Here is a 24,963-nt window from a genome sequence, read left to right as displayed (position 1 = left end):
GTCAGGCGCTGCGGCGCTCCTGCGGCGCCGCGACGTCGGCGAGCAGGCGGCCGAGCACGGCCTCGTTCGTCGCGCCCGCGAACTCGGCCTCGGGGTCGAGCACGAGGCGGTGCGCCCACGTCGGCTGCGCCAGCTCCTTGACGTCGTCCGGCAGGACGTAGTTGCGCCCGTGCGCGGCGGCCCACACCTTCGCGCAGCGCACGAGGGCGAGCGCACCACGGACGGAGACGCCGACGCGCACCTCGGGCGCGTTGCGCGTCTCCTCGGCGAGCCGGGAGACGTACTCGAGCACCGCGCCGTCGACGTGCACGCGCGCACCGAGCTCGGCCATCTCCGTGACGGCCTGCGTCGTGATGAGCGGCTGGAGCGTCTTGCTCCGGTCGCGGACGGACGCGCCCGAGAGGATCTCGACCGTCGAGGCGTGGTCCGGGTAGCCGATCGACGCCTTCATGAGGAAGCGGTCGAGCTGCGCCTCGGGCAGGCGGTACGTCCCGGCCTGCTCGATGGGGTTCTGCGTCGCGATGACCATGAACGGGCGGCCGACGTCGTGGCCGACGCCGTCGACCGTGACCCGGCCCTCCTCCATGACCTCGAGGAGCGCGGACTGCGTCTTGGGCGAGGCGCGGTTGATCTCGTCCGCGAGGACGATGGACGCGAAGATCGGGCCCTGGTGGAACTCGAACTTCCCCGTCTTCTGGTCGTAGATCGTCACGCCCGTGACGTCGGACGGCAGGAGGTCCGGGGTGAACTGGATGCGGTTGTTCGTGCCCTGGACGCTCGCGGCGAGGGCGCGCGCGAGCGAGGTCTTGCCGGTGCCGGGCGCGTCCTCGAGGAGGATGTGGCCCTCGGAGAGCATGCACGTCAGGGTCAGGCGCACCACGTGCGCCTTGCCCAGGACGGCCTGGGCCACGTTGCCGACGAGGCGGTCGAAGGTCTGAGCGAACCAGGTGGCCTGCTCGGGGGTCATGGTGGTCATTCGTCGCTTCCGTTCGCTGTGCTGTCCGAGGTGGGGCGCGGTCCGCGCTAGTACCACGTCATGGTGTTCGTGCTCCCGATGGTCGTCTCGATCCGCGCCGAGCCGCCCGGCTGGCCGTAGACGCACTGCTGGCCGCCGGAGTAGTTCCCGTTGCCGTCGGTCCGCAGGGCGCGGCCCTGGGCGTCGCGGCTGTAGTTGCCGGAGCCGATCTGCGACCCGCCGCCGTAGCACGTCACCCGGAACGCGGTGTTGGCGGGGCCGTCCTTGATGGTGAGGTAGAGCTCGGCGCACGACGAGTGGCTGCAGTACCCCGGCCAGTTGCCGTCAGGGAGCTTGTGGTTGCTCCCCTTGCTCACCGTGAGGACGGGCTCGGGCTTCTTGTCGGACGTCGCCGACCTGCACGTCTCCTTCGCGGCGCCCTCCGTCGGGATGACCCGGACGCAGATCTCGCGCGTCTCGGAGTAGCCGACCGAGAGGCTCCCGGAGCCTTCCTTCTGGGTGGACTGGACCGCGCCGCGCACCTGCACGGAGTACCCGCGCCCGTTGCCCGCGGTCGACCAGCTGTACGTGATCGAGCGGTCGCCGCCGTTCATCGACACGACCGGCGCCGGGATGGGCCCGTAGGGCGACTCCTCGTTCGCCGTCGCCGCAGCGCCCGGCTCGCGCGCGCCGTCGACACCCGCGACCGCGCGCACCTTGATCGAGTACGGCTTGCCGTTCGACAGCCCGCCGACGACCTTGTTCGCGCCGAGCGGCTGCCAGCCGCCGCCGGCGTCGTACTGGTAGGTGATCTCGTCGGCCCGCACGCCGTTGCCCGACGCGGCGCCGAACGACAGCTGGATCTGACCGTCCGTGCCGTTGGCGTCGGCGCTGAGGTTCGACACCGCGCCCGGCTTCGCGAACGCGCGCACCGGGTCGGACGCGGGCGAGAACTCGGCGTCGCCGAGCTTGTCCGTCGCCTTGTTGTGCGCACGGACGCGGAATGCGTACCCGGTCGTGTCCGCCGGGACGCCGATCGTGGTGGATGTCGCGCCGCCGTCGGCGGTCGCGGTCTGCACGACGCTCCCGCCCCGCAGCGCCTCGATCGTGTACCGCGTGATCGGGGCGCCGTTGCCGTCCGGGGCGCCCCACGAGACCTGCATCTGCGACGTGTCGCCGATCGACGTGCGCTGCACCGCCGGCTTCGCGGGCGCCGCCGGCTTGCCCGCGGGCGTCTCGGCCGCCGAGTAGTCGCCCCAGTCCGAGGGGTCGGGGGCGAGGTTCACGGCCTGGGCACGCACCTTGTAGGCGACGCCGTTCTGCAGGCCGTCCCACGTCACCGACGTCCCGGTCAGGGCCGTCTTCTGCACGGAGCCGCCCGGCGGCGCGGGCGAGATCTCGAGGTTGACGGCCTGGATCGGGGAGCGGTCGGTGTAGGTCTTGTTGGTCCAGGTGACCGTGAGGGACTTGTCGCCGAACTCGAGGGTGGGTGCGGCGGGCGGGTCGGGCTTCTCGTCCGGTCGGGCGACGGCGGAGGCCGGGGAGGCGGGTCCGTCGCCGACGGCGTTGGTCGCGTAGACGGTGAAGGTGTACTCGACGTTGTTGGTCAGGCCGTCCAGGGTGCAGGTGGTGGTGCCGCAGGCCTTCTCGTAGCCGTTCTGGGAGCGCACGGTGTAGCCGGTGATGTCGGCGCCGTTGTTGTTCGGCGGGTCCCAGGTGAGCACGACCGTCTTGGAGCGGACCTCGACGACCTGCGGGGTCGCGGGCGCCTCGGGCTTGCCCAGCACCTTGAGCTGGACGCGGCCCTCGACCTCGCGGTCGGGGTCCTTCGTCGCGTCCTGGATCCGGTACCGGACCACCATGACCCCGACGAAGTCGTCGCGCGGCGTGACCGAGACCTGGTCGCCCGCGACGGAGGCGGTGCCCTGCCCCGTCTCCACCACGGCGTCGACGAGGGTCAGCGGCCGGTCGGGGAACGGGTTGGAGTCGTTGGCCAGCACGGGGACGGTGGTGGCCTTGCCCTGGTGGGCGTCGTCGACGGTGTCGGGGTTGGCGCGCGCCAGGGGCCGGGTCGAGGCCACGACGGTCAGGGTCGCGGTGCCCTCGACCGGGGGGTGCTCGCCGTCGGTGACGGTGATCGGGACCTGCACGACCGAGCCCTTGGGCACGTCCGGGGTCGCCTGGGCGCGCAGCGTGGTGCCCTCGACGGTCACGGTCACGCCCTGGGCCTGGCCGGTGGCCTTGAAGGTCAGGGGGTCGCCGTCGGGGTCGGTCGCGAAGCGCGCGAGGTCGATCGAGGCCTCCTCGCCCGCTGCGACGTCGAGCGTCGGGGTCGACAGCTCCGGCGGCAGGTTCTCCGGCGGGAGCACCTGGACGGGGATCGTCAGGACGTTCGTCCGGCCCTCCGGGTCGTCCGGGCCCGACCCGTCCGTCACCTCGAACGACACCGACGCCGGGCCGGTGTAGTCCGCGTCCGGCGTGTAGACGATCTCGGTCACGGACGGGACCTGCCGGTCCCCCTCGGTGACCTTGACCTTGTCCTCGGTGGTCAGGCGCGGGGAGCGGCCCTCCACGACGAGCACGTGCTCGGTGAGGTCGATCGGCAGCGACTCCCCCGCCAGCACCTCGAGCTGCGTGCCCGGCCGCAGCGTGGGCTTCTGGTCGGTGAGGCCGGGGACCTTGACGAAGGCCTTGGCGGTCAGGCCGTCGATGTCGGTCGCGGTGTAGGTGATGACCTGGCGGCCCTCGGTGAGGGTGACGGTGAGCTCGCCGTCGGGGGTGACGCTCGCGGTGGTCGCGTCGGTGGTGACGGTGAGGTCGCTCGCGGCGCCGTCGGGGTCCTCGTCGTTGTCCAGGACGGGGACGGTGACCTCGGTCTTGCCCAGGATGTCCTCCACGGGCACGGTGTCGTCGCGCGCGACCGGGGGCAGCAGGGGCGCGTTCGCCGAGACGTTCACGGTGACCGCGCCGGTCGCGCGGGCGCCGTAGGTGTCCTGGATCTGGTAGTAGAACGTGTACGAGCCGTCCTGGTCGGGCGAGGTCAGCACGATGCGGTCGGCCACGACCTCGGCGTCCAGGTCGTGGGTGTCCTCGATCCCGCCCGGGACCAGCCCGACCTGGTCGCCGTCGGGGTCGGTGTCGTTGGCCAGCGCCGCGACCGAGACCGTGCGCCCCGGGCGCACCGTCACCTCGTCGTCCACCGCGACCGGCGACTGGTTGCTCTCGCCCGGCCGCGCGATCCCCACCCGCACGGTCCCGGTCGCCGTCGCCCCGCGGGCGTCCAGGACCGTGTACGTGAAGGTGTCGAGGCCCGTCGCGTTCTTGGAGGCCGCGTACTCGAGGAAGCCCTCGACGACGCTCGCCGAGCCCTTCGCGGGCGGCGCCGCCACCCCCGTCACCTGGACGGAGTCGCCGTCGGGGTCGATGCCGTCCAGCGGGACCGCGATGCGCACGCTGGACCCGGACAGCACCCGGGCCTCGATCTCGCGCGGCTGCGGCGGGGCGTTGTCCTCGCCGTCGCGGATCCGGATCGTGACCTGGGCCGAGTCCTCCTGCCCGTTGACGTCCCGCACCCGGTAGATCGCGTACGCCGTGCCCGCCTCCGAGCCCGCCTTGAACCGCAGCGTGTCCTCCGAGACGAACGCCTCGCCCAGCGCCGGGTCCACGTCCTGCTCCAGCTCGGGCTGCAGGAACAGCTCCAACCCGTCCGGGTGCGTGTCGTTCTTCAGCACCGGGACCGTCACCACGTCCCCCGCGTGCACCGTCACCTCGTCCGCCACCGCGTTCGGCGGCTGCAGCCGCGTCGGCGCCGGCACCGGCACCACCCGCACCTCGCCCACGGCCGACTCCGTGCCGTTCGACACGGTGTAGGCGATGCTGACGGGGCCGTCGAGCCGCCGCAGCTCCGTGACGCGGAGCATCTGGTGCCCGAGGACGGCCACGGAGACGCCTGCGTCCGCCGGGACCGAGACCGACTGGACCACCAGGACGCCGCCCGCCGGATCGGTGTCGTTGACGAGCACGTCGACCAGGGTCGAGCCGCCGGTGGGCAGCAGGGCCGTGTCGGTGACGACGATCGGGGCGCCCTCGGCCGCGGACGGGGGCAGGACGTCCACCCGCACCAGGCCCGTGGTCGCGTTCGGGCCGTCGGTCACCTGGTACGTCAGGTCGTAGGAGCGCGGCTCCATCGAGAGGAACGTGAACGTGCCCGCGTCGTAGTTCGGCGTGATCTGCGCCGGAGCGGACTCCGAGACCGACGCCAGGCGCAGCTCGTCCCCGTTCGGGTCGGTGTCGTTGCGCAACGGCTCCACCGTCACCGGCTGCCCCGCCGGGACCACCACGTGGTCGCTCACCGCGACCGGCGGCTGCGGACCCGGCACCACGTCGACCAGCAGCTTGCCCTCGAACACGCCGCCCTGGCCGTCCGCCACGGTGACCGCGACGATCTTCCGGCCCGTCGAGCCGCCGCCGTCGCGCAGCTCGACCGTGCCGTCGGGGCGCGAGCGCACGTCGTCGCCCGCGACCGTCGCGGCCGCCGACGCGAGATAGAGGTCGTCGCCGTCCGGATCCTTGAAGTACGGCAGCACCTTGATCGACGCCGTCCCGCCCTGCTCCACCCGGACCACGGGGTCGCCCGTCTGCTCCGGCGGGGCGTTCTCCCCCCACGGCGAGACGCGCAGCGACACCGAGGCCTCCGCGGTCCCCCCGCGGCCGTCGGAGACCGAGTACCGGAACGACCCGGTGCCCTCAGCGTCCTCGGGGACCACGGCCTGGAGCGCGGCGCCGCCCATGATGGTCTGCACGGTCGCGTTCGACGGCGAGTCCCCGACGAGCGACGCCGTCATCACGTCCCCGTCCGGGTCCACGTCGTTGCCCAGCACCGGCAGGATCGTCGTGCGCCCCGGACGCACCCCGAACGTGTCGTCCTTCGGCTGCGGCGGCCGGTTCGGCTGGGACCGGTCCGCGATGAACTGGTCCACCTGCTCGGGGTTCGTCAGCTCCGCGTCGGCCTCCTCGCCCTCGGCCTCCTCGGGCATCTGGACGTCCCAGTCGTCGACCTTCTGGTACTCGTCCGCCGCCATCCACAACGTCCCCGCCGACAGGTCGTTGAGCACGATGACCTGCCGGTTCACCCGGTACTCCAGGCGAGCCTGCGGGTCGATCCCCTCCAGGCGGGTGTCCAGGTCGCGGTCGGTGCCCTCGCAGTCGCGGATCACCTGGCCGGTCGAGGCCCACGCCCCGTACGTGCACGACCCGAGCTGCACGGGCGCCGCCGGGCGGCCCTCGGCCGCGCGGCGGACCGCGTCGCCGCCGGCGAGCGGCTGCGTGACGAGACCGCGCGACGTCGCGACCACCACGTCGTCGGACGCCGCCGAGGGCTGCTGCAACCGCGCCTCCGCGCCGTCCTCGAGCGCCACCGTGCGTCCGCCGGGCAGCACGAGCTGCGACGCGGAGCGGTCCAGCACGACCGGCTCGTCGCCGACCGCGGTCACCTCGACCTCGGCACCCGACCCCACGGGCAGCGTGGTGGACGCGGGCTCCCCCGAGACCGCGCCGCGCGCCGTCGTGCGGACCGTCCAGAGCGTCCCGGTCGACGGGACCGCGACGAACACCGTGCCGTCCTGCGCGACGACGACGTCCCCGTCGCCCTCGACCTCGACCGTCGGGTCGAGCTCCTCGGCGTCGAACGAGGTGGCGCCGTCGAACGGCAGGACCCACAACAGGCCCTCCTCGCCGTCGAGGATCGCGGTCGTCGCGCCGCCGGAGGCGACCTGCGCCCCGGCCGGCAGCCGCACCTGGCCGTCGAGCTTGAGGTGGGCGACGTCCACGGGCGAGGCGGTCCCGGTGCCCGCGTCCTCGAGGAGGACGCGGCCCGCGTCCTGCTGCACGTCGAACGACGCACTGCCCGCGTTGAGCGTGCCGTCCATCGCCTGGGACTCGTAGTTGAACCGCCCCACCAGGCCGGCCGACGTCTTCGTCACCCACACGCCCGAGTCGTTGAGGTCCACGTCCGCGGTGGCCTCGCCCTCGGTGAACAGCGCGAGTCCCACCAGCGCCGTGGAGAACACCGACACGGTGCTCACCGACGCGACGGTACGGCGGTGCTCACGCAGGCGCGCCAGGAAACCCACAAGTCCTCCGAGGTGCCGGATCGGGAGGCGACCGGTCCCCTTCGCCGGCCCCCTCGATCTCGCACTTGCCGGGCGGCCCCACCGATCGCGCAACCGAGGATAACGGGACGGCGAGTGAGATCCGACACCCGTCCCATGGGGAGAACTCCCCTCTCAGGCCGCGCGCCCCGGGGCCACCGGCGCGGACCGCTGTCGGGCGTGCCGCTCCTGGCCGGGCCGGACGGGTGTCCCGGGCAACCGGCGCGGGCACCGGGACGGCCCCGTGCGCACGGCACCGGCGACCGGGAATTTCACCCCGTCGGCGGGTCAGGCGGCGCGGTCCGCCAGGGCCTCCGCGAAGGAGCGCAGCGCGTCGCTCACCGGCCCGGGGGGCAGCGTGTCGAGCTCGTCCACGGCGGAGCGGGCCCACCGGACGGCGAGGGCGCGCGTCTCGGCGAGCACCTCGTGGCGGCGCAGCGCCGCGACGGCCGCCGCGAGCGCGGCGTCGTCGGTCAGGTCGGAGTCGAGGAGCTCGACGAGCGCCGCGTCGTCCTCCGTCGCCGTCCCCTGCGCGATACGCGCGCGCAGCAGGAGGACCGGCATCGTGGGGACCTTCTCGCGGAGGTCGGTGCCGGGCGTCTTGCCCGACTCGTCGCCCGAGGACGCGAGGTCCAGGACGTCGTCGGCGAGCTGGAAGGCGACCCCCAGCCGCTCGCCGTACGCCGCGACCGTCTCGACGACGTCGGCCGGGCAGCCGGCGAACATCGCGCCGAGCCGTGCGGACGTCGACAGGAGCGACGCCGTCTTGTCCGCGAGGACCTCGAGGTAGTGCTCGACGGGGTCGTCGCCCTCGCCCGGCCCCGTGGTCTCGTGGAGCTGGCCGAGGCAGAGCCGCTCGAACGTGCGTGCCTGGATGAGCACGGCCTCCGGGCCGAGCGCCGCCACGGTCGACGCGGCGCGCGCGAAGAGCAGGTCGCCGACCATGATCGCGACGGAGTTGCCCCACACCGCGTGCGCGGACGGCGCCCCGCGCCGCACGGGCGCGGAGTCCATGACGTCGTCGTGGTAGAGCGACGCGAGGTGCGTGAGCTCGACGACGACGGCCGCCTCCGCGACCTCGGGCCGCGTCCCGTCCCCGAGCTCGGCCGCGAGCAGCGTGAGCAGGGGGCGCAGACGCTTGCCCCCGGCGTTCACGAGGTGCCGCGACGCCGAGTCCGCGAGCGGGTCGGCGTGCGCGACGGCGGCCCGGAGCCGGGTCTCGACCTCCGCCAGGCGCTCGGTGAGGGCGGCCGCGAGCTCGGGGTCCGAGATCGGGATCGCGGTGGTCGTCACGGGAGCGGTCCGCTCGCGCGGGCCGCGGGGCCCGGCGGGCGCGGAGGGGACGGGAGGCACGGAGGTCACGGGACGAACTTAACCGCCTCGGCCGCCAGATCGAGAACCGGGGAGGGGAACACACCGAGGAGGAGCACCCCGATCGCGCACACGGCGATCGCCACGGTCGTCGGTCCGGTCGACCGCACGACGGTCACGCCGGTGCCCTCGGAGGCCTCCGCGCCGCCGTCCGCGCCGTCGCCCACGCCGCCGGACGGCGCCGTGAAGAACATCAGCACGATGAGGCGGACGTAGAAGAACACCGCCACGGCCGAGGCGAGCACACCGACCACCGCGAGCACCCACGTGGAGCCGCCGCCCTGGCCGTCGGGGCCGGCGATCGCCGCGCCGAACGCGGTGAACTTCGCCACGAACCCGGCGGTCAGCGGGATGCCCGCCATGGAGAGCAGGAAGAGCGAGAAGACGCCGGCGAGCCACGGGCTGCGGCGCCCCAGACCTGCCCACTGGGCGAGGTGCGTGGCCTCGCCGAGCACGGCGACGGGCTCCCGGGACGAGTCGTCCGTGACGTTGTCCGCCGCGTCCGAGCCGTCGGCTCCCCCGGCGCCCGCCCCGACGGTCGCGGGCACCCGTTCGCGGACGGGGGCCGTCTCGCGGACGAGCGTGACGACCGCGAAGGCGCCGACGGTCGCGAGGCCGTAGACGAGGAGGTAGAACACCGTCGCCCGCAGCGAGAGCTGGGAGAAGCCGAGGACGCCGACGAGGATGAAGCCCGCGTGGGCGATCGACGAGTACGCGAGGAGCCGCTTGACGTCGGTCTGCACGGCACCGACGACGGTCCCGACGACCATGGTGAGCAGCGTGACGATCCACAGCGCGACGAACAGGTCCTCGCGCGTGGCCGGCGACGACTGCGCGAGGCCGAGGCTCACGACGTACAGCACGCGCAGGAGCGCGCCGAACGCCGCGGCCTTGGTGCACGCCGCCATGAAGCCGGTGATCGGCGTCGGGGCCCCCTGGTAGACGTCGGGGGTCCACGAGTGGAACGGGGCGGCACCGATCTTGAACAGCAGCCCCGCGAGGACGAGCAGGGCACCGACGACGACCAGCCCGGGCATGCTCGCGAGCGGGCCCTCGGGCGTCGCGAGCGACCGGTACACCTCGACGAGGTCCACCGAGCCGGCGAACCCGTAGACGAGGGCGACGCCGAACACGAACAGCGCGGACGCGAACGCGCCGAGCAGGAAGTACTTGAACGACGCCTCCTGCGACAGCAGGCGGCGGCGCCGGGACATCGCGGACAGCACGTACAGCGGGAGCGAGAGCACCTCGAGCGCGACGAACATCACGAGCAGGTTCCCCGTGGCGGGGAAGATCATCATGCCGCCGACGGCGAACAGCACGAGCGGGTAGACCTCGGTCTGCTCCAGCCCCTTGCGCCGAGTGAGGTCCTCGTACGGCGAGCCGGGGACCGCGGCCGCGGACGGCGCGAACGCGTCCTGGCCGGTCGACGTCCGGTCGGCGATCACGAGGATCGCCAGGAACGCGAGCAGCACGACGATCCCCTGGATCGCGAGCCCGAAGGGGTCGATGACCATCGACCCGCCGAGCACCCGCACGCCGTAGGCGGCGCCGTCGGTGCCCTGGACGGCGGGGTCGCGCCACAGCACGACGACGAGCGCGAGCGCCGCGGCGGTCGCGAGCAGGGCCAGCACGACCTGCACCGTGCGCCGGACGCGCGCCGGGACGAACGCCTCGACGAGCACGCCGACGACGCCGGCACCGAGCACGACGAGGACCGGGGCGAGGTACAGCCAGTCGACCGTGGGGGCCACGAAGGAGTCGTTCACGACTCGCTCCCTTCGTCGGAGCTAGGAGTGACGGACGTGCCCTGGCTCGAGGAGGCGACCTGCTCGGTCCCCGCGGCGAACGGGTCGGAGCGCGGCGGGTCCTCGACGCCCGCGACCGCGAGGTCGGAGAGCGTCACCTCGGCGGGCTCGCGCACGAGGTCGAGCGCGGGCGCCGGGTAGAACCCGAGGACGAGGAGGGCGACGATCAGCGGCGCGACGACCCACTTCTCGCGCGCGCCCAGGTCGGGGAGCCGGTCGAGCCCCTCGCGCGTGCCGCCCGTGAAGATCCGCTGGTAGGTCAGCAGCACGTAGAGCGCGGCGAGCACGACGCCGAGCACCGCGACGAGCGCGGCCCACGGGCTGCGCGCGAACGTCCCGACGAGGACCATGATCTCGCTGACGAACGTCGACAGGCCGGGCAGCGACAGCGCGGACAGGCCCGCCACGAGGAACGTGCCCGCGAGCACCGGGACGACCTTCTGCAGGCCGCCGTAGTCCGCGATGCGCTGCGAGCGCTCCGGGTGCCGCGCGACGAGGAAGCCCGCGATGAGGAATAGGGCCCCGGTCGAGATCCCGTGGTTGACCATGTAGAGCGACGAGCCGGACACGCTGAGCGACGTGAACGCGAAGATGCCGAGCACGATGAACCCGAAGTGCGACACCGACGTGTAGGCGATGAGCCGCATGAGGTCGCTCTGCCCGATCGCCATGAGCGCGCCGTACAGGATCGACACGACGGCGAGCACGACGACGACGGGCGCCGCCCACCTGCTCGCGTTCGGGAACAGCGGCAGGCACAGCGTGAGCATCCCGAACGTGCCCACCTTGTCCAGGACGCCGACGAGCAGCGTGGACGTCCCGGCCGGCGCGTGCTGCGCGGCGTCGGGCAGCCAGGTGTGCACGGGGAAGAGCGGCGCCTTGATGGCGAACGCGAGGAAGAAGCCGAGGAACAGCAGCCGCTCGATCGTGACCGGCATCGGGTTCTCCGCGAAGTACCCCACGAGGTTCGTCGTGAGGAACGCGTCCTCGGGCCGCGCGCCCGTGGCCGGGTCGATCGGCACCTGGACGTAGAGCGCGATGACGGCCGCGAGCATGATGAGGCCGCCCGCGAGCGAGAACAGCAGGAACTTCACCGCGGCGTAGCGCCGCCGCGCCCCGACGCCGAACCCGCCGATCATGAAGTAGACCGGGATGAGCATGGCCTCGAACAGCACGTAGAAGAGGAACACGTCGCGCGCGACGAACACCGCGACCATGAACGCCTCGAGCAGCAGCACGAGCGCGAGGTAGTGGCGCAGGCGGCGGACGTCGCCGTCCTGCTCCTTCCACGCGGCGAGCACGACGAGCGGGACCAGCAGCACCGACAGCGCGACGAGCGCGAGCGCGACGCCGTCGGCGCCGACCGCGTAGCTCGCCCCGATCTGCGGGATCCAGCGATAGGTCTCGGCGAGCTGGTGGGTACCGGCCGCGGACGTGTCGAACGCGGTGAACGCGCCGACGAGCAGGCCGAGCTCGACGAGCGCCGCGCCGAGCGCGATGCCGCGCACGGCACGCAGCGCGCCCGGGCCGACGCCGCGTGTGCGGGCCGCGGCCGTGAGCCACACCGCCGCGGCACCCACCAGGGGCCAGGCGATGAGCAGGGACAACCAGGGGACGGAGGTGGTCATGGGTGTCTCCCTCTCAGCTCGCGGAGCCGGTGGTCAGGGCGAGGACGACGGCGACGACGACCACGAGGCCGCCGAGCATCGTCGCGCCGTACGAGCGCACGTAGCCGTTCTGCCACCCGCGGAGCCACTCCCCCACCTTGCCGACGAGGCCCGCCAGGCCCATCCAGCCGCCGTCGACCATCTCCTTGTCGGCGTAGACGAGCGAGCGCGTGAGGTACTGGCCGGGACGCATGAACACGGTCTCGTTGACGTCGTCCTGGTACAGGTCGCGGCGGGCCGCGCGCGTGAGCACGGAGCCGCGCGGGGCGCGGACCGGGACGCTCGACATCGCGTACTGGCGCCACGCGAGGGCGGCGCCCGCGAGGACGAGCAGGAGCGTCAGCGCGATGAGCGACCAGACGGGCAGCACGGGCTCGTGGTGCTCGGCGTGCCCCGTGACGGGCTCGAGCCACGTGACGAAGCGCGAGCCCGCGGCGAGGATGCCGCCCAGGGCCACCGACCCGACGGCGAGGACGATCATCGGCCACGTCATGAGGCGCGGGGACTCGTGCGGGTGCTGGACCGGACCGTCCTGCGGGCCGAGGCCGTCCACGGAGCCGCTGCCGTCGTTCCAGCGGCGGCGACCGGAGAACGTCATGAAGAACAGGCGTGACATGTAGAACGCCGTGATGCCCGCGCCGAGCAGCGCCACGCCGCCGAAGACCCACGCCCGCCACGGCTCGCCGTCGACGGGGACGAACGCGGCCTCGATGATCTTGTCCTTGCTCCAGAAGCCCGAGAACGGCGGGATCCCGAGGATCGCGAGCCAGCCCATCATGAAGGTGATCCACGTGACCTTCATGTACCGCGCGAGGCCGCCAAACCGGCGCATGTCGACCTGGTCGTCCATGCCGTGCATGACGGACCCCGCGCCGAGGAACATCCCGGCCTTGAAGAAGCCGTGCGTCACGAGGTGGAAGATCGCGAACGCGTAACCGATCGGGCCGAGCCCGGCGGCGAGGATCATGTAGCCGATCTGCGACATGGTCGACGCGGCGAGCGCCTTCTTGATGTCGTCCTTCGCGCAGCCGACGATCGCCCCGAAGAGCAGCGTCACCGCACCCACGATCACCACGACGAGCTGCGCCGTCGGCGCGCCCTCGAAGATCGGCGCGGACCGCACGACGAGGTAGACGCCCGCCGTGACCATGGTCGCGGCGTGGATGAGCGCGGAGACCGGCGTCGGGCCGGCCATCGCGTCCCCGAGCCACGCCTGGAGCGGGAACTGCGCCGACTTGCCGCACGCCGCGAGCAGGAGCGCGAGGCCCGTCGCCGTGAGCAGCGCGGTCGAGGCCTCCGGCACGCGGGCGAACACCGTGCTGAAGTCGAGCGCGCCGAACGTCGCGAACATGAGCATCATCGCGACGATGAGGCCGATGTCGCCCACGCGGTTCATGACGAACGCCTTCTTCGCCGCGACCGCGTACGCCCGGTTGTGGTTCCAGAACCCGATGAGCAGGTACGACGCGAGTCCCACGCCCTCCCAGCCGACGAACAGCAGGAGGAACGAGTCGGCGAGGACGAGGACGAGCATCGCCGCGATGAACAGGTTGAGGTACGCGAAGAACCGGCGCCGGTCGCGGTCGTGCGCCATGTAGGCGACCGCGTACACGTGGATGAGCGTCCCGACGAACGTCACGAGGAGCACGAACGTCAGGGACAGCGGGTCGATCCGCAGCCCGACGGCGAGGTCGAGCCCGCCGGACGCGATCCAGTCGAACAGGCGGTAGTCCACGACGCGCTCGTCGACCGGGAGGCCGAGCATCGACACGAAGAGGACCAGGCCCACGACGAACGCCGCGGCGGACATCAGCACGCCGAACCAGGCGCCCCAGCGATCGCTGCGGCGGCCCGCGAGCAGCAGGACCGCCGCCCCGACGAGCGGGAGCAGCACGAGCAGCGGTGCGGCGAGGAACGCGCCCGGGACCGTCTCGGTCGCGGGCACGACGTCGGTCGCGGTCAGCAGTCCGCCCGCCGACGGCAGGGCGGGAAGGAGCATCGTCATCGGTGCCGGCCCCTCAGCTCTTGAGCAGGTTGACGTCGTCGACCGAGGCGGACCGACGGGTGCGGAAGATGGACACGATGATCGCGAGGCCGACGACGACCTCCGCCGCCGCGACCACCATGACGAAGAACGCGAGGACCTGGCCGGTCACGTCGCCGTGGATGCGGGCGAACGTGACGAACGCGAGGTTGGTCGCGTTGAGCATGAGCTCGATGCCCATGAACACGATGATCGCGTTGCGGCGCAGCAGGACCGTCGCCGCGCCGATCGCGAAGAGGATCGCGGCCAGCACGAGGTAGTGGGTGAGCTCCATCAGTCCTCTCCTCCCGGGGTCGCGCCGGGCACGCGGGACCGGCCCGGGTCGTCGGGACCCCCGACGTCGCCGGCGGGCGGCTCGCCCTCGGGCTGCTCGGCCGTCGCGGCCTGCACCACGCGCTCGTTCGCGTCCTGGGCCCGCAGCGCGGGCAGGGCACGGTGCGGCTCGTGCTCGACGAGCACGTCGCGCTCGGCCTCGAGGATCGTGCCGGCCGAGCGCTCCTGGCCACGGATCCGCAGGATGCGGGACACCGACTCCTCGATGGGCCGCCCCTGCGGGTCGAGGGCCGGCGTGTCCATCGCGTTGTTCTGCGCGTACACGCCGGGCGCGGCGAGCGGCGTGAGCCGGCCGCCCGAGGGCAGGGCCGCGACCTTCGCGTCCGCCTGCTCGCGCTGGCCGACCTTCGGGGTGAGCCGGCGCCGGTGCGTGAGCACGAGCGCCGAGACCGCGGCGGTGATGAGCAGGACGCCCACGACCTCCATCGCGAACACGTAGTCCGCGAAGAGCACGCGCGCGAGCGCCGTCGGGTTCGTCACCGCGTTCGCGGCCTCGAGACCGACCGCGGGCGGGAACGCCGCCTGCGAGACGACGCCGACCAGCACGGCCCCGAGCCCGAGTCCGAGCAGCACGCCGATCCAGCGCTGACCGCGGATCGTCTCGACGAGCGAGTCCGACGCGTCGACGCCGACGAGCATGAGCACGAAGAGGAACAGCATCATCACGGCGCCCGTGTAGACGACCACCTGGACGACGCCGAGGAACGGCGCCTCCTGCGCGATGTACAGGATCGCGAGGTCGACCATGACGAACATGACCGCGATGGCGGCGTGCACCGCCTTGCGCGCGAAGAGCAGCGAGAGCGCCGCGAGCACCATGAGGGGGGCGAGGACCCAGAAGAGGACCGCCTCGCCGCCGCCCCCGATCACCGCGCGCCCTTCCGGGCCGACGGACGGGCGGACCGCCCGGACGGCTGCGTGACCCGCCGGACCTCCGGCTCGCGGCCCGCCGGCTCCGGCGGGAGCGTCGGGTCGTCCGGCCGGTGCTCGCGCACCCACTCCACCTGCTCGGCCACCGGTCCGCTCACCTCTCCGCGGTAGTACTCGGTGTCCGACGTCCCGGGCACCATCGGGTGCGGCGCGGAGAGCATGCCCTCGCGCAGCGGCGCGAGGAGGTCCTGCTTCTCCCAGATCATGCCCTCACGCGTCGGGCCGGCGAGCTCGTACTCGTTGGTCATCGTCAGCGCGCGCGTCGGGCACGCCTCGATGCACAGCCCGCAGAAGATGCAGCGCAGGTAGTTGATCTGGTAGACGCGGCCGTACCGCTCGCCGGGCGACATGTGGCCGCCGTCGGGCAGGTCGGCGTTGTCCGCACCCTCGACGTAGATCGCGTCCGCGGGGCACGCCCACGCGCACAGCTCGCACCCGATGCACTTCTCGAGCCCGTCGGGGTACCGGTTGAGCTGGTGCCGGCCGTGGTAGCGCGGCTTGGGCGGCACCTTCTGGCGCGGGTACTGCTCCGTCACGGTCGGCCGGAACATCGAGGAGAAGGTCACGCCGAACCCGGCGACGGGCGCGACGAGCCCGCGCAGGCCCTTCGCCTGCGGGCGGCGGACCTCGTACTCGCCCGGCCGGTCCGGCTTCTGGTCGTCAGCCACGGTCGACCTCCTTGTCGTGCGGTGTGTCGCGGGGAGCACCGGCACCCGGTGCGGACGTCCGGGCCGCGCCCGCGTCGTCGGGCACGAGGGCCCGACGGCGCGGCGAGGGCGGGAGCGACTGGCCGGGCAGCGGCGGCACGGGGAAGCCGCCGGCGAACGCGTCGAACGGCTCGGGCGCGGCTCCCGCGGCGCGCGGAGCGGCGCCGGGTGGCGCCTTCTTCTCGGGCCAGAACCAGACGACGACCACGACGACGAGGGCTATCGCGACCGCGATCCCGATGAACACGCGCAGGTCCACGTCGAGGAACTGGCGCACGGCCTGGGCGACGGCGAGCAGCACGAGCCACGCGAGGGCGAAGGGGATGAGGACCTTCCAGCCGAAGCGCATGAACTGGTCGTAGCGCAGGCGCAGCAGCGTGCCGCGCACCCACACGAAGAAGAACATGACGGCCCAGACCTTGACGAGGAACCAGAGGATGGGCCACCAGCCCTCGTTGAACATCCCGTCGTTGATCGCCGAGAGCGGCCACGGGGCCCGCCACCCGCCGAGGAACAGCGTCGTCGCGACCGCGGAGACGTTGAGCATGTTGATGTACTCCGCGAGGAAGAACCACGCGAACTTCATCGACGAGTACTCGGTCATGTACCCCGACACGAGCTCGCCCTCGGCCTCGGGGAGGTCGAACGGCAGGCGGTTCGTCTCGCCGACCATGGAGATCACGTAGATGACGAACGCCGGCAGGAGCGGGAGGAACCACCACAGCTGCGTCTGCGAGTCGACGATGCGCGAGGTCGACATCGACCCCGCCATGAGGAAGACGGAGACGAGCGAGAGGCCCATCGCGAGCTCGTAGCTGATGACCTGCGCCGTCGAGCGGACCGACCCGAGCAGCGGGTACGTCGAGCCGGACGACCAGCCGCCGAGCACGATCCCGTACACGCCGAGCGACGCGCACGCCAGGATGTAGAGCGTCGCGACCGGGAAGTCGGTGAGCTGGGCGGGCGTCACGTAGTCCGTGAAGGGGATCTGCACCTCGGGCCCGAACGGGATCACCGCGAACACGAGGAGCGCGCAGAACACGGAGATCATCGGCGCGAGCAGGTAGACGAACTTGTCGGCCGCCTTGACGGTGATGTCCTCCTTGAGCAGGAGCTTCATCGCGTCGGCGAGCGACTGCAGCAGGCCGAACGGGCCGTGCCAGTTCGGGCCGGGCCGCACCTGCATGCGGGCGACGACCTTGCGCTCGAACCAGATCGCGAAGAGCACGCTCGTCAGCAGGAAGACGAGGATGAGGACGGCCTTGACGAGGTACGTCCAGCCGTTGTCCTGCGAGAAGTTCGCCGTGATGCCGGGCACCGCCGGCGTCTCGGTGGCCAGCGCGTGGAGCGCGTGCAGGCCGCTCATGCGCCCTCCCCTCCGTCGGTGGTCCCCGGCTCGAGCCGGACGAGGTCGCCCGGCACCGCGCCGAGCGTGGCGTGCACGGACGACCCCGGCGAGCGCAGCGGCAGCCACACCACGTGGTCGACCATGTCGGTCACCACCACGGGGAGCGTGACCGCGCCCCGGTCGGTGACGACCCGCACGAGCTCGCCGTCGAACACGTCGACCGCGGCGGCCGTGGCCGCCGACAGGCGGGCCACGGGGCGCTTGGCCGTGCCGGCGAGGTACCGCTCGCCGTCCTGGCCGCGCGCGTCGTCGAGCAGGAGGCGCCAGCTCGCGAGGACCGCGGTCCCCGGCGCGACGGCGGGCGGCTCGGTCGCGTCGACCGTGGGCGCCGCGGCGCGCGCGCCGTCCCAGGCGCCGTCGCCCACGAGCTGCTCGAGCTCGGCGCGCACGGCCTCGAGCGTCGACAGGCCGAGCGGGGCGCCGGCGGCGTCCGCGAGCGCGTCGAGCACGCGGTGGTCGGGCATCGCGGTCGAGGCGAGCGCGGCCGGGAACGGGCGCACGCGCCCCTCCCAGCTGACGAACGCCCCGGCCCGCTCCACGGGCGGCGCGACCGGGAGCACGACGTCGGCGTACTCCGTCACCGCCGAGCGCCGCACCTCGAGCGAGACGACGACGTCCGCCGCCTCGAGCGCGCGGCGCGCGTGCGCCGGGTCGGGCAGGTCGTCGAGCTCGAGCCCGCCCACGAGGACGCCCGCGAGCTGGCCGACCGAGAGCGCGTCGAGCATCTCCCCCAGGTCGCGGCCCGGGGCCGTGGGCAGCCCCGCGGGGTGGTCCTCGGTCGTCGCCGCGCCCCAAACGGTCGCGACGTCCACGCGGGCCGCGGCGTCGGAGACCGGGCGTCCGCCCGGCAGGAGGTTGGGCAGCGTGCCCGCCTCGACGCCGCCCCGCTCGCCCGCTCGGCGCGGCACCCAGGCGAGGCGTGCGCCCGTCGCGGCGACCGCGCGCAGCAGCGCGCTGTACCCGCCGGGCGTCGCGGCGAGCCGCTCGCCCACGAGGACGACCGCCCCCGGCTGGCGGAGCGCGTCGCTCGCCTCGGCGAGGACGTCGTCGGTGCCGCTCGCCTCGTCGAGCGTGCGGACCCGGTCGCCCGCGGCGATGCCGTCGAGCCACTCGGCCTCGGTGCCCGGGGCGGCGGGGAGCAGCGTGCCGTGCATGCGCTGCACGCCGCGCGACGCGAACGGCGCCACGGAGAACACGCGGACCCGGTGCCGCAGCGCGCCCTTGCGCAGGCGCAGGAACGCGACGCCCGCCTCCTCCTCGGCCTCGAGGCCGACGAGCAGGACCGCGGGGGCCTTCTCGAGGTCGGGGAAGGTCACGCCGAGACCCGTGCCGGCCACGGCGTGCGCGAGGAAGTCCGCCTCCTCCGCGCTGTGCGCGCGGGCCCGGTGGTCGACGTCGTTCGTGCGCAGCCACGTGCGCGCGAGCTTGGCGTACGCGTACGCGTCCTCGACCGTGAGCCGCCCGCCCGGCAGGACGCCGACCCCGCCCGCGTCGCGGGCCCGGGTCAGGGCGTCGGCCGCGACCTCGAGCGCCTCGGCCCACGAGGCCGGGCGCAGCTCGCCGCGCGTGACGGTCCCGTCGGGCGCGACCTCGCGGTCGCGCACGAGCGGGTGCGTGAGGCGGTCCGGCGCGGACTGCCACGTGAAGGCGAAGCGGTCCCGGTCGGTGATCCACTCCTCGTTGACCAGCGGGTCCTCCCCCGCGAGGCGGCGCAGCACGACGCCCCGGCGGTGGTCGACGCGGATCGCCGACCCGGACGAGTCGTGCTCGGCGACCGACGGCGTCGAGACCAGGTCGAACGGGCGCGACCGGAAGCGGTACGCCGCCCCCGTGAGCGCGCCGACCGGGCAGATCTGCACGGTGTTGCCGGAGAAGTACGACGCGAACGGGAGGCCCGCCTCGTCCTCCAGGGCCAGGCCCACCGGGCGGTCGCCGGGCGCCTCGCCCGCGGGCGGCGCGAAGTCGAGCACGGCCTCGTCGAAGCGCCCGATCTGCTGCGCGGCGCCGCGCTTCTGCAGGTCGATGAACGCGTCGCCCGCGATCTCCTGGGAGAAGCGCGTGCACCGCTGGCACAGGACGCAGCGCTCGCGGTCGAGCAGGATCGTCGTCGAGACGGCGATCGGCTTGGGGAACGTGCGCTTGACGTCGACGAACCGGCTCGTCGCGCGCCCGTTGCTCATCGCCTGGTTCTGCAGGGGGCACTCGCCGCCCTTGTCGCACACCGGGCAGTCGAGCGGGTGGTTGATGAGCAGCAGCTCCATGATCCCGTGCTGCGCCTTGTCGGCGACCGGGCTCGTGCGCTGGGTCTTCACCACCATGCCCGGCGTCGCCTCGAGCGTGCACGACGCCTGCGGCTTCGGCATGGGCCGCACGTTGCCCTCGCGGTCGGGCGCCGCGACCTCGACGAGGCACTGGCGGCACGCCCCGGCGGGCTCGAGCAGCGGGTGGTCGCAGAACCGCGGGATCTGGATCCCGATCTGCTCGGCCGCACGGATCACGAGCGTGCCCTTGGGCACCGACATCTCGATGTCGTCGATCGTGAACGTCACCTGGTCCGCGGGGGCCGGGGTCTTGGCCGCGCCGCCCGAGGGCGCGACGGCCGAGGAGCCGGTGCCCGGGGCGGGGGTCGTGGTCGTCATCAGTGCACTCCTGCCGTCAGGACGCGGGCCGGGCGGGGCGTGTAGTCGAAGAGCGCCGAGGCCGCCGGGTCGAACGGGCAGCGGTGCTCCGTGATGTGCGCCTCGTACTCGTCGCGGAACAGCGCGATGCTGCTCGTGACGGGCGACGTCGCACCGTCGCCGAGCGCGCAGAACGCGCGGCCCAGGATGTTGTCGCACGTGTCGAGGAGCAGGTCGAGGTCGGCCTCCGTGCCCTGGCCCGCCTCGATGCGCGCCAGCACCTGCTTCATCCAGTACGTGCCCTCGCGGCACGGCGTGCACTTGCCGCACGACTCGTGCGCGTAGAAGTCGGTCCACCGGCTCACGGCCCGCACGACGCACGTCGTCTCGTCGAAGAGCTGGAGCGCGCGCGTGCCGAGCATCGAGCCCGCCGCGGCAACTGACTCGTAGTCGAGCGGGGTGTCGAGGTGCGCGTCGGTGAACAGCGGCGTCGACGAGCCGCCCGGCGTCCAGAACTTCAGCGCCTTGCCCCCGCGCATCCCGCCCGCGAGGTCGAGCAGCTCGCGCAGCGTCGTGCCGAGCGGGGCCTCGTACTGCCCCGGCCGCGTCACGTGCCCGGAGAGCGAGAACAGGCCGACGCCGGCCGAGCGCTCCGTGCCCATCGAGGTGAACCAGTCCGCACCGCGCGCGACGATCGACGGCACGCTCGCGATCGACTCGACGTTGTTGACGACCGTCGGGCGCGCGTACAGGCCCGCGACCGCGGGGAACGGCGGCTTGAGCCGCGGCTGCCCGCGGCGGCCCTCGAGCGAGTCGAGCAGCGCCGTCTCCTCGCCGCAGATGTACGCGCCGGCCCCGGCGTGGACGGTGACGTCGAGGTCGAAGCCCGACCCGAGCACGTCCGTGCCGAGGTAGCCCGCCTCGTACGCCTCCTCGACCGCGCGCAGCAGGCGGCGGTACACGTGCAGCACCTCGCCGCGCACGTAGATGAAGGCGTGCCGGCACCCGATCGCGTACGACGTGATCGCGACGCCCTCGACGAGCGCCTGCGGGCTCGCGAGCATGAGCGGGATGTCCTTGCACGTGCCCGGCTCGGACTCGTCCGCGTTGACGACGAGGTAGCGCGGGCCGCCGTCGGGCGCGGGCAGGAAGCCCCACTTCATGCCCGTGGGGAACCCGGCGCCGCCACGGCCGCGCAGGCCGGACGCCTTGACCGTCGCGACGACGTCGCCCGGGTCCTGCCCGAGCGCGGCGCGCAGGCCCGCGTAGCCGCCGCGGTCCAGGTAGGACGCGAGCGTCCAGGACCGGTCCGCGTCCCACGTGTCCGACAGGACCGGGGTCAGCGGGTCCGGCGCCGGGCGCGTCTCGGTGCTCTGCTGCTCGCTCATGCGTCCGCTCCCTTCGACGGGTCGGGCTTCGTGCCGGGCGACTCGGCCTTGCCGCCGGGGTCGACGTCGGCGTCGGTCGTCGGCTTCCGCTCGGCGCTCGACTGCGCCTCGCCGGCGTCGGGCGCACCGCCGGCAGGGGCGCCGCCGTCGGGGGCCGCCTCCGCGTCCGTGTCGCCGGCCGGGGCGGTCCAGCCGTGCTCGCGCGCGAGCCGCAGGCCGGCGAGAGTGGGCTGGCCCGCGCCGACGCCCTCGTCGGCGCGGCCGTCCGGGAAGCCGGCGAGCACGCGGCTCATCTGCTTGAACGTGCACACGCTCGCCGCGCCGCGCGTCGGGGCGACGGGCTCGCCGGCGCGGAGCCGGTCCACGACGTCCGTCGCGCTGCCGGGGGTCTGGTTGTCGAAGAACTCCCAGTTGACCATCATCACGGGTGCGTAGTCGCAGGCCGCGTTGCACTCCACGCGCTCGAGCGTGATCGCGCCGTCCTCGGTGGTCTCGTCGTGCCCGACGCCGAGGTGGTCCGACAGCTCGTCGAAGATCGCGTCGCCGCCCATGATCGCGCACAGCGTGTTCGTGCAGACGCCCACGGTGTAGGTGCCGTTGGGGTGGCGCTTGTACTGCGTGTAGAACGTCGCGACGGCGGAGACCTCCGCCGCGGTGAGCCCGAGCTGCTCCGCGCAGAACAGGATGCCGTCGCGCGAGACGTACCCGTCCTCGGACTGCACGAGGTGCAGCATCGGCAGGAGCGCGGAGCGGGACTCCGGGTAGCGCGCGACGATCTGCGCGGCGTCGGCGGCGAGGCGCGCCGTCGTCTCCGCGTCGTACCCGGGGCGGGCACGCCCGGCGGGCGTCCCGTCCGTCGCAGGTCCGGCGTCGATGGTCATCGGTCCACCCCTCCCAGCACCGGGTCCAGGGACGCGACCGCGACCACGACGTCGGCCACCTGGCCGCCCTCGCACATCGCCGCCACGGCCTGGAGGTTGTTGAACGACGGGTCGCGGAAGTGCGCCCGGTAGGGGCGCGTGCCGCCGTCGGACACGAGGTGCACCCCGAGCTCGCCGCGCGGGTGCTCCACGGTCTGCCACGCCTGCCCCACGGGGACCCGGAAGCCCTCGGTGACGAGCTTGAAGTGGTGGATCAGGGCCTCCATCGAGGAGCCCATGATCTCCTTGATGTGCTCGAGCGAGTTGCCCTGGCCGTCGCTCCCGATCGCGAGCTGCGCGGGCCACGCGATCTTGCGGTCGCCGACCATGACGGGCTGGCCCGCCGTCGCCTCGAGGCGGTCCAGGCACTGCGCGACGATGTGCAGCGACTGGTAGCACTCCTCGAGCCGCAGCACGACGCGGTCGTAGCAGTCGGCGCCCGTCGCGGTCGGGACGTCGAAGTCGTACGTCTCGTAGCCGCAGTACGGGTCGGCCTTGCGCACGTCGTACGGGTGGCCCGTCGAGCGCAGCACCGGTCCGGTGACGCCGAGCGCCATGCAGCCCGCGAGGTTGAGGTGCCCGACCCCGACGAGGCGCCCCTTGAAGATGGGGTTGGCGAGCATGAGGTCGCCGAGCTGGCCGAGGTAGCGGCGCACGAGCGGGTCCGCCCGGCGCACCTGCTCGACGAGGTCCGGCGGCACGTCCTGCGCGACACCGCCCGGACGGACGTACGCGTGGTTCATGCGCAGCCCCGTGACCGCCTCGAAGATCCGCAGGATCTCCTCGCGCGCGGTGAACGCGATGGTCATGACGGTCGTCGCGCCCATCTCGTTGCCGCCCGTGCCGAGGCACACGAGGTGGGACGCGATGCGGTTGAGCTCCATCATCAGCACGCGGATGACGCTGGCCCGCTCGGGCACGTCGTCCGTGATGCCGAGGAGCTTCTCGACCGCGAGGCAGTACGCCGTCTCCTGGAACAGCGGCGCGAGGTAGTCCATGCGGGTGCAGAACGTGACGCCCTGCGTCCACGTCCGGAACTCCATGTTCTTCTCGATGCCGGTGTGCAGGTAGCCGATGCCGCAGCGCGCCTCGGTGACCGTCTCGCCGTCGATCTCGAGCATGAGGCGCAGCACGCCGTGCGTCGACGGGTGCTGCGGACCCATGTTGACGACGATGCGCTCCTCGCCGAGCGCGGCGGCCGCGACGGCGCTCTCCGCGATCTCGGCCCAGTCGCCGCCGGACGCCTCGAAGCTCGGGACGCCGGGATCGAAGTCGCCGACGGGCGGACGGGTGGCGTGCGGGGCGCCGCCGGGGGCGCCGGTGGTGTGCGTGCTCACGAGTACGACCTCCTCGTGTCGGGCGGGGGCACGGTCGCGCCCTTGTACTCGACGGGGATCCCGCCGAGCGGGTAGTCCTTGCGCTGCGGGTGGCCCGGCCAGTCGTCGGGCATCTCGATGCGCGCGAGCGACGGGTGGCCGTCGAAGACGATGCCGAAGAAGTCCCACGTCTCGCGCTCGTGCCAGTCGTTCGTCGGGTAGACGGACGTCGTGGTCGGCACGTGCGGGTCCGCGTCGGGCACCGACACCTCGAGCCGCAGCCGCCGGCCGTGGGTGATCGAGGTCAGGTGGTAGACGGCGTGCAGCTCGCGGCCGACCTCGTGCGGGAAGTGCACGCCGCTCACGCCCAGGCTCAGCTCGAAGCGCAGGTCCTGGTCGTCGCGCAGCGCCCGGCACACCTCGACGAGGTGGTCGCGGTGCACGTGCAGCGTCAGCTCGGCGTGCGCGCCGGGCGGGTCGACGACGACGCGCTCGACCGCGGCGTCGAACCGGACGCCGGACGCCTCGAGCACCTCCGTGAGGACGTCCACGACCTCGTCGAACCAGCCGCCGTAGGGGCGGGCGCTCGCGCCCGGCATCGCGACGGGCTGCACCAGGCCGCCGTAGCCGGACGTGTCGCCCGAGCCGTGGACGCCGAACATGCCCTCGCGGACCTCGACGACCTCGAGCGTGCGGGGCGCCCCGGCACCGGTCACGAGGTCGGCCGACCGGGGGCCGTTCACCTCCTCCGGCTGCGGCACCGGCGTGCCGGCGCCGCTCTTCTCGTCCGTCACCGCAGCAGCCCCTTCATCTGGAACGTGGGCGTCGCCTCGAGCGCCGCCGCCTCTGCGGCGCGCGCCGCCTCCTTGCGGTTCACGCCGAGCGGCTCGTGCTGGATCTGGTCGTGCAGCGCGAGGATCGCGTTGATGAGCATCTCCGGCCGCGGCGGGCAGCCGGGCAGGTAGATGTCCACCGGGACGACGTGGTCGACGCCCTGGACGATCGCGTAGTTGTTGAACATGCCGCCGCTCGACGCGCACACGCCCATGGACAGGACCCACTTGGGCTCGCTCATCTGGTCGTAGACCTGCCGCACGACCGGCGCCATCTTCTGGCTCACGCGCCCGGCCACGATCATGAGGTCCGCCTGGCGCGGCGACGCGCGGAAGACCTCCATGCCGAAGCGCGACAGGTCGAACCGCGACGCGCCCGCCGCCATCATCTCGATGGCGCAGCACGCGAGGCCGAAGGTCACGGGCCACAGCGACGCCTTGCGCAGGTACCCCGCGAGGTCCTCGATCGTGGTGAGCAAGAAGCCCGAGGGAGCTTCCTCGATCCCCATGGTGTCT

The 24,963-nt window shown here is 73.2% G+C and carries 16 protein-coding genes; all 16 read right to left on the bottom strand.

All coding sequences use genetic code 11. The annotated features are described in order from the left end of the window. Position 1 precedes the first annotated feature (1 nt). Positions 2–976 (bottom strand): MoxR family ATPase, encoded by a 975-nt coding sequence (locus HKK73_RS04745; RefSeq protein ID WP_171467552.1) that lies wholly within the window; start codon positions 974–976, stop codon positions 2–4. Positions 977–1,023: 47 nt separating this feature from the next. Next, the gene (locus HKK73_RS04740) at positions 1,024–7,038 is read right to left on the bottom strand and encodes an Ig-like domain-containing protein (protein WP_253705785.1); all 6,015 of its coding nucleotides are present in this window, start codon (positions 7,036–7,038) and stop codon (positions 1,024–1,026) included. Positions 7,039–7,392: 354 nt separating this feature from the next. Beyond that, positions 7,393–8,397, bottom strand: a complete 1,005-nt coding sequence (locus tag HKK73_RS04735) for a polyprenyl synthetase family protein (protein WP_034652106.1) — start codon at positions 8,395–8,397, stop codon at positions 7,393–7,395. A gap of 65 nt (positions 8,398–8,462) precedes the next feature. Then, a complete protein-coding gene (nuoN, locus tag HKK73_RS04730) occupies positions 8,463–10,244 on the bottom strand; it encodes an NADH-quinone oxidoreductase subunit NuoN (protein WP_171467551.1) in 1,782 nt (593 codons plus the stop codon). Continuing rightward, complete coding sequence (locus tag HKK73_RS04725) at positions 10,241–11,911, bottom strand: NADH-quinone oxidoreductase subunit M (RefSeq protein ID WP_171467550.1); 1,671 nt, start codon at positions 11,909–11,911, stop codon at positions 10,241–10,243. The genes nuoN and HKK73_RS04725 overlap by 4 nt, the downstream gene beginning before the upstream one ends. Positions 11,912–11,924: 13 nt before the next feature. Next, positions 11,925–13,955 (bottom strand): NADH-quinone oxidoreductase subunit L, encoded by a 2,031-nt coding sequence (gene nuoL, locus HKK73_RS04720; RefSeq protein ID WP_228485244.1) that lies wholly within the window; start codon positions 13,953–13,955, stop codon positions 11,925–11,927. 13 nt (positions 13,956–13,968) lie between these two features. Continuing rightward, on the bottom strand, positions 13,969–14,268 hold the full coding sequence (gene nuoK, locus HKK73_RS04715) for an NADH-quinone oxidoreductase subunit NuoK (protein WP_021482715.1): 300 nt from the start codon (positions 14,266–14,268) through the stop codon (positions 13,969–13,971). Beyond that, on the bottom strand, positions 14,268–15,146 hold the full coding sequence (locus HKK73_RS04710; RefSeq protein ID WP_081895801.1) for an NADH-quinone oxidoreductase subunit J: 879 nt from the start codon (positions 15,144–15,146) through the stop codon (positions 14,268–14,270). The genes nuoK and HKK73_RS04710 overlap by 1 nt, the downstream gene beginning before the upstream one ends. A 47-nt stretch (positions 15,147–15,193) precedes the next feature. Beyond that, the gene (gene nuoI / locus HKK73_RS04705; RefSeq protein ID WP_216608054.1) at positions 15,194–15,925 is read right to left on the bottom strand and encodes an NADH-quinone oxidoreductase subunit NuoI; all 732 of its coding nucleotides are present in this window, start codon (positions 15,923–15,925) and stop codon (positions 15,194–15,196) included. Further along, entirely contained in the window at positions 15,918–17,330 is a 1,413-nt protein-coding gene (gene nuoH, locus HKK73_RS04700) for an NADH-quinone oxidoreductase subunit NuoH (RefSeq protein WP_085388429.1), read from the bottom strand. The genes nuoI and nuoH overlap by 8 nt, the downstream gene beginning before the upstream one ends. Next, the gene (locus tag HKK73_RS04695; RefSeq protein ID WP_171467548.1) at positions 17,327–20,011 is read right to left on the bottom strand and encodes an NADH-quinone oxidoreductase subunit G; all 2,685 of its coding nucleotides are present in this window, start codon (positions 20,009–20,011) and stop codon (positions 17,327–17,329) included. The genes nuoH and HKK73_RS04695 overlap by 4 nt, the downstream gene beginning before the upstream one ends. After that, positions 20,011–21,378: an NADH-quinone oxidoreductase subunit NuoF gene (gene nuoF / locus HKK73_RS04690; protein WP_171467547.1), complete on the bottom strand. Its 1,368-nt coding sequence runs from the start codon at positions 21,376–21,378 to the stop codon at positions 20,011–20,013. Before nuoF ends, HKK73_RS04695 begins: the two co-directional genes overlap by 1 nt. Then, positions 21,375–22,259 (bottom strand): NADH-quinone oxidoreductase subunit NuoE, encoded by an 885-nt coding sequence (nuoE, locus tag HKK73_RS04685; protein ID WP_171467546.1) that lies wholly within the window; start codon positions 22,257–22,259, stop codon positions 21,375–21,377. Before nuoE ends, nuoF begins: the two co-directional genes overlap by 4 nt. Next, positions 22,256–23,635 (bottom strand): NADH-quinone oxidoreductase subunit D, encoded by a 1,380-nt coding sequence (locus tag HKK73_RS04680; RefSeq protein WP_021481792.1) that lies wholly within the window; start codon positions 23,633–23,635, stop codon positions 22,256–22,258. The genes nuoE and HKK73_RS04680 overlap by 4 nt, the downstream gene beginning before the upstream one ends. After that, entirely contained in the window at positions 23,632–24,408 is a 777-nt protein-coding gene (locus HKK73_RS04675) for an NADH-quinone oxidoreductase subunit C (protein ID WP_114553223.1), read from the bottom strand. Before HKK73_RS04675 ends, HKK73_RS04680 begins: the two co-directional genes overlap by 4 nt. Then, positions 24,405–24,956 (bottom strand): NADH-quinone oxidoreductase subunit B family protein, encoded by a 552-nt coding sequence (locus HKK73_RS04670; protein WP_021481794.1) that lies wholly within the window; start codon positions 24,954–24,956, stop codon positions 24,405–24,407. The genes HKK73_RS04675 and HKK73_RS04670 overlap by 4 nt, the downstream gene beginning before the upstream one ends. Positions 24,957–24,963 lie beyond the last annotated feature (7 nt).

The organism is Cellulosimicrobium sp. 72-3 (genome assembly GCF_013127315.1).
Lineage (GTDB): Bacteria > Actinomycetota > Actinomycetes > Actinomycetales > Cellulomonadaceae > Cellulosimicrobium > Cellulosimicrobium funkei.
This window is presented reverse-complemented; position numbering and strand designations above follow the sequence as displayed.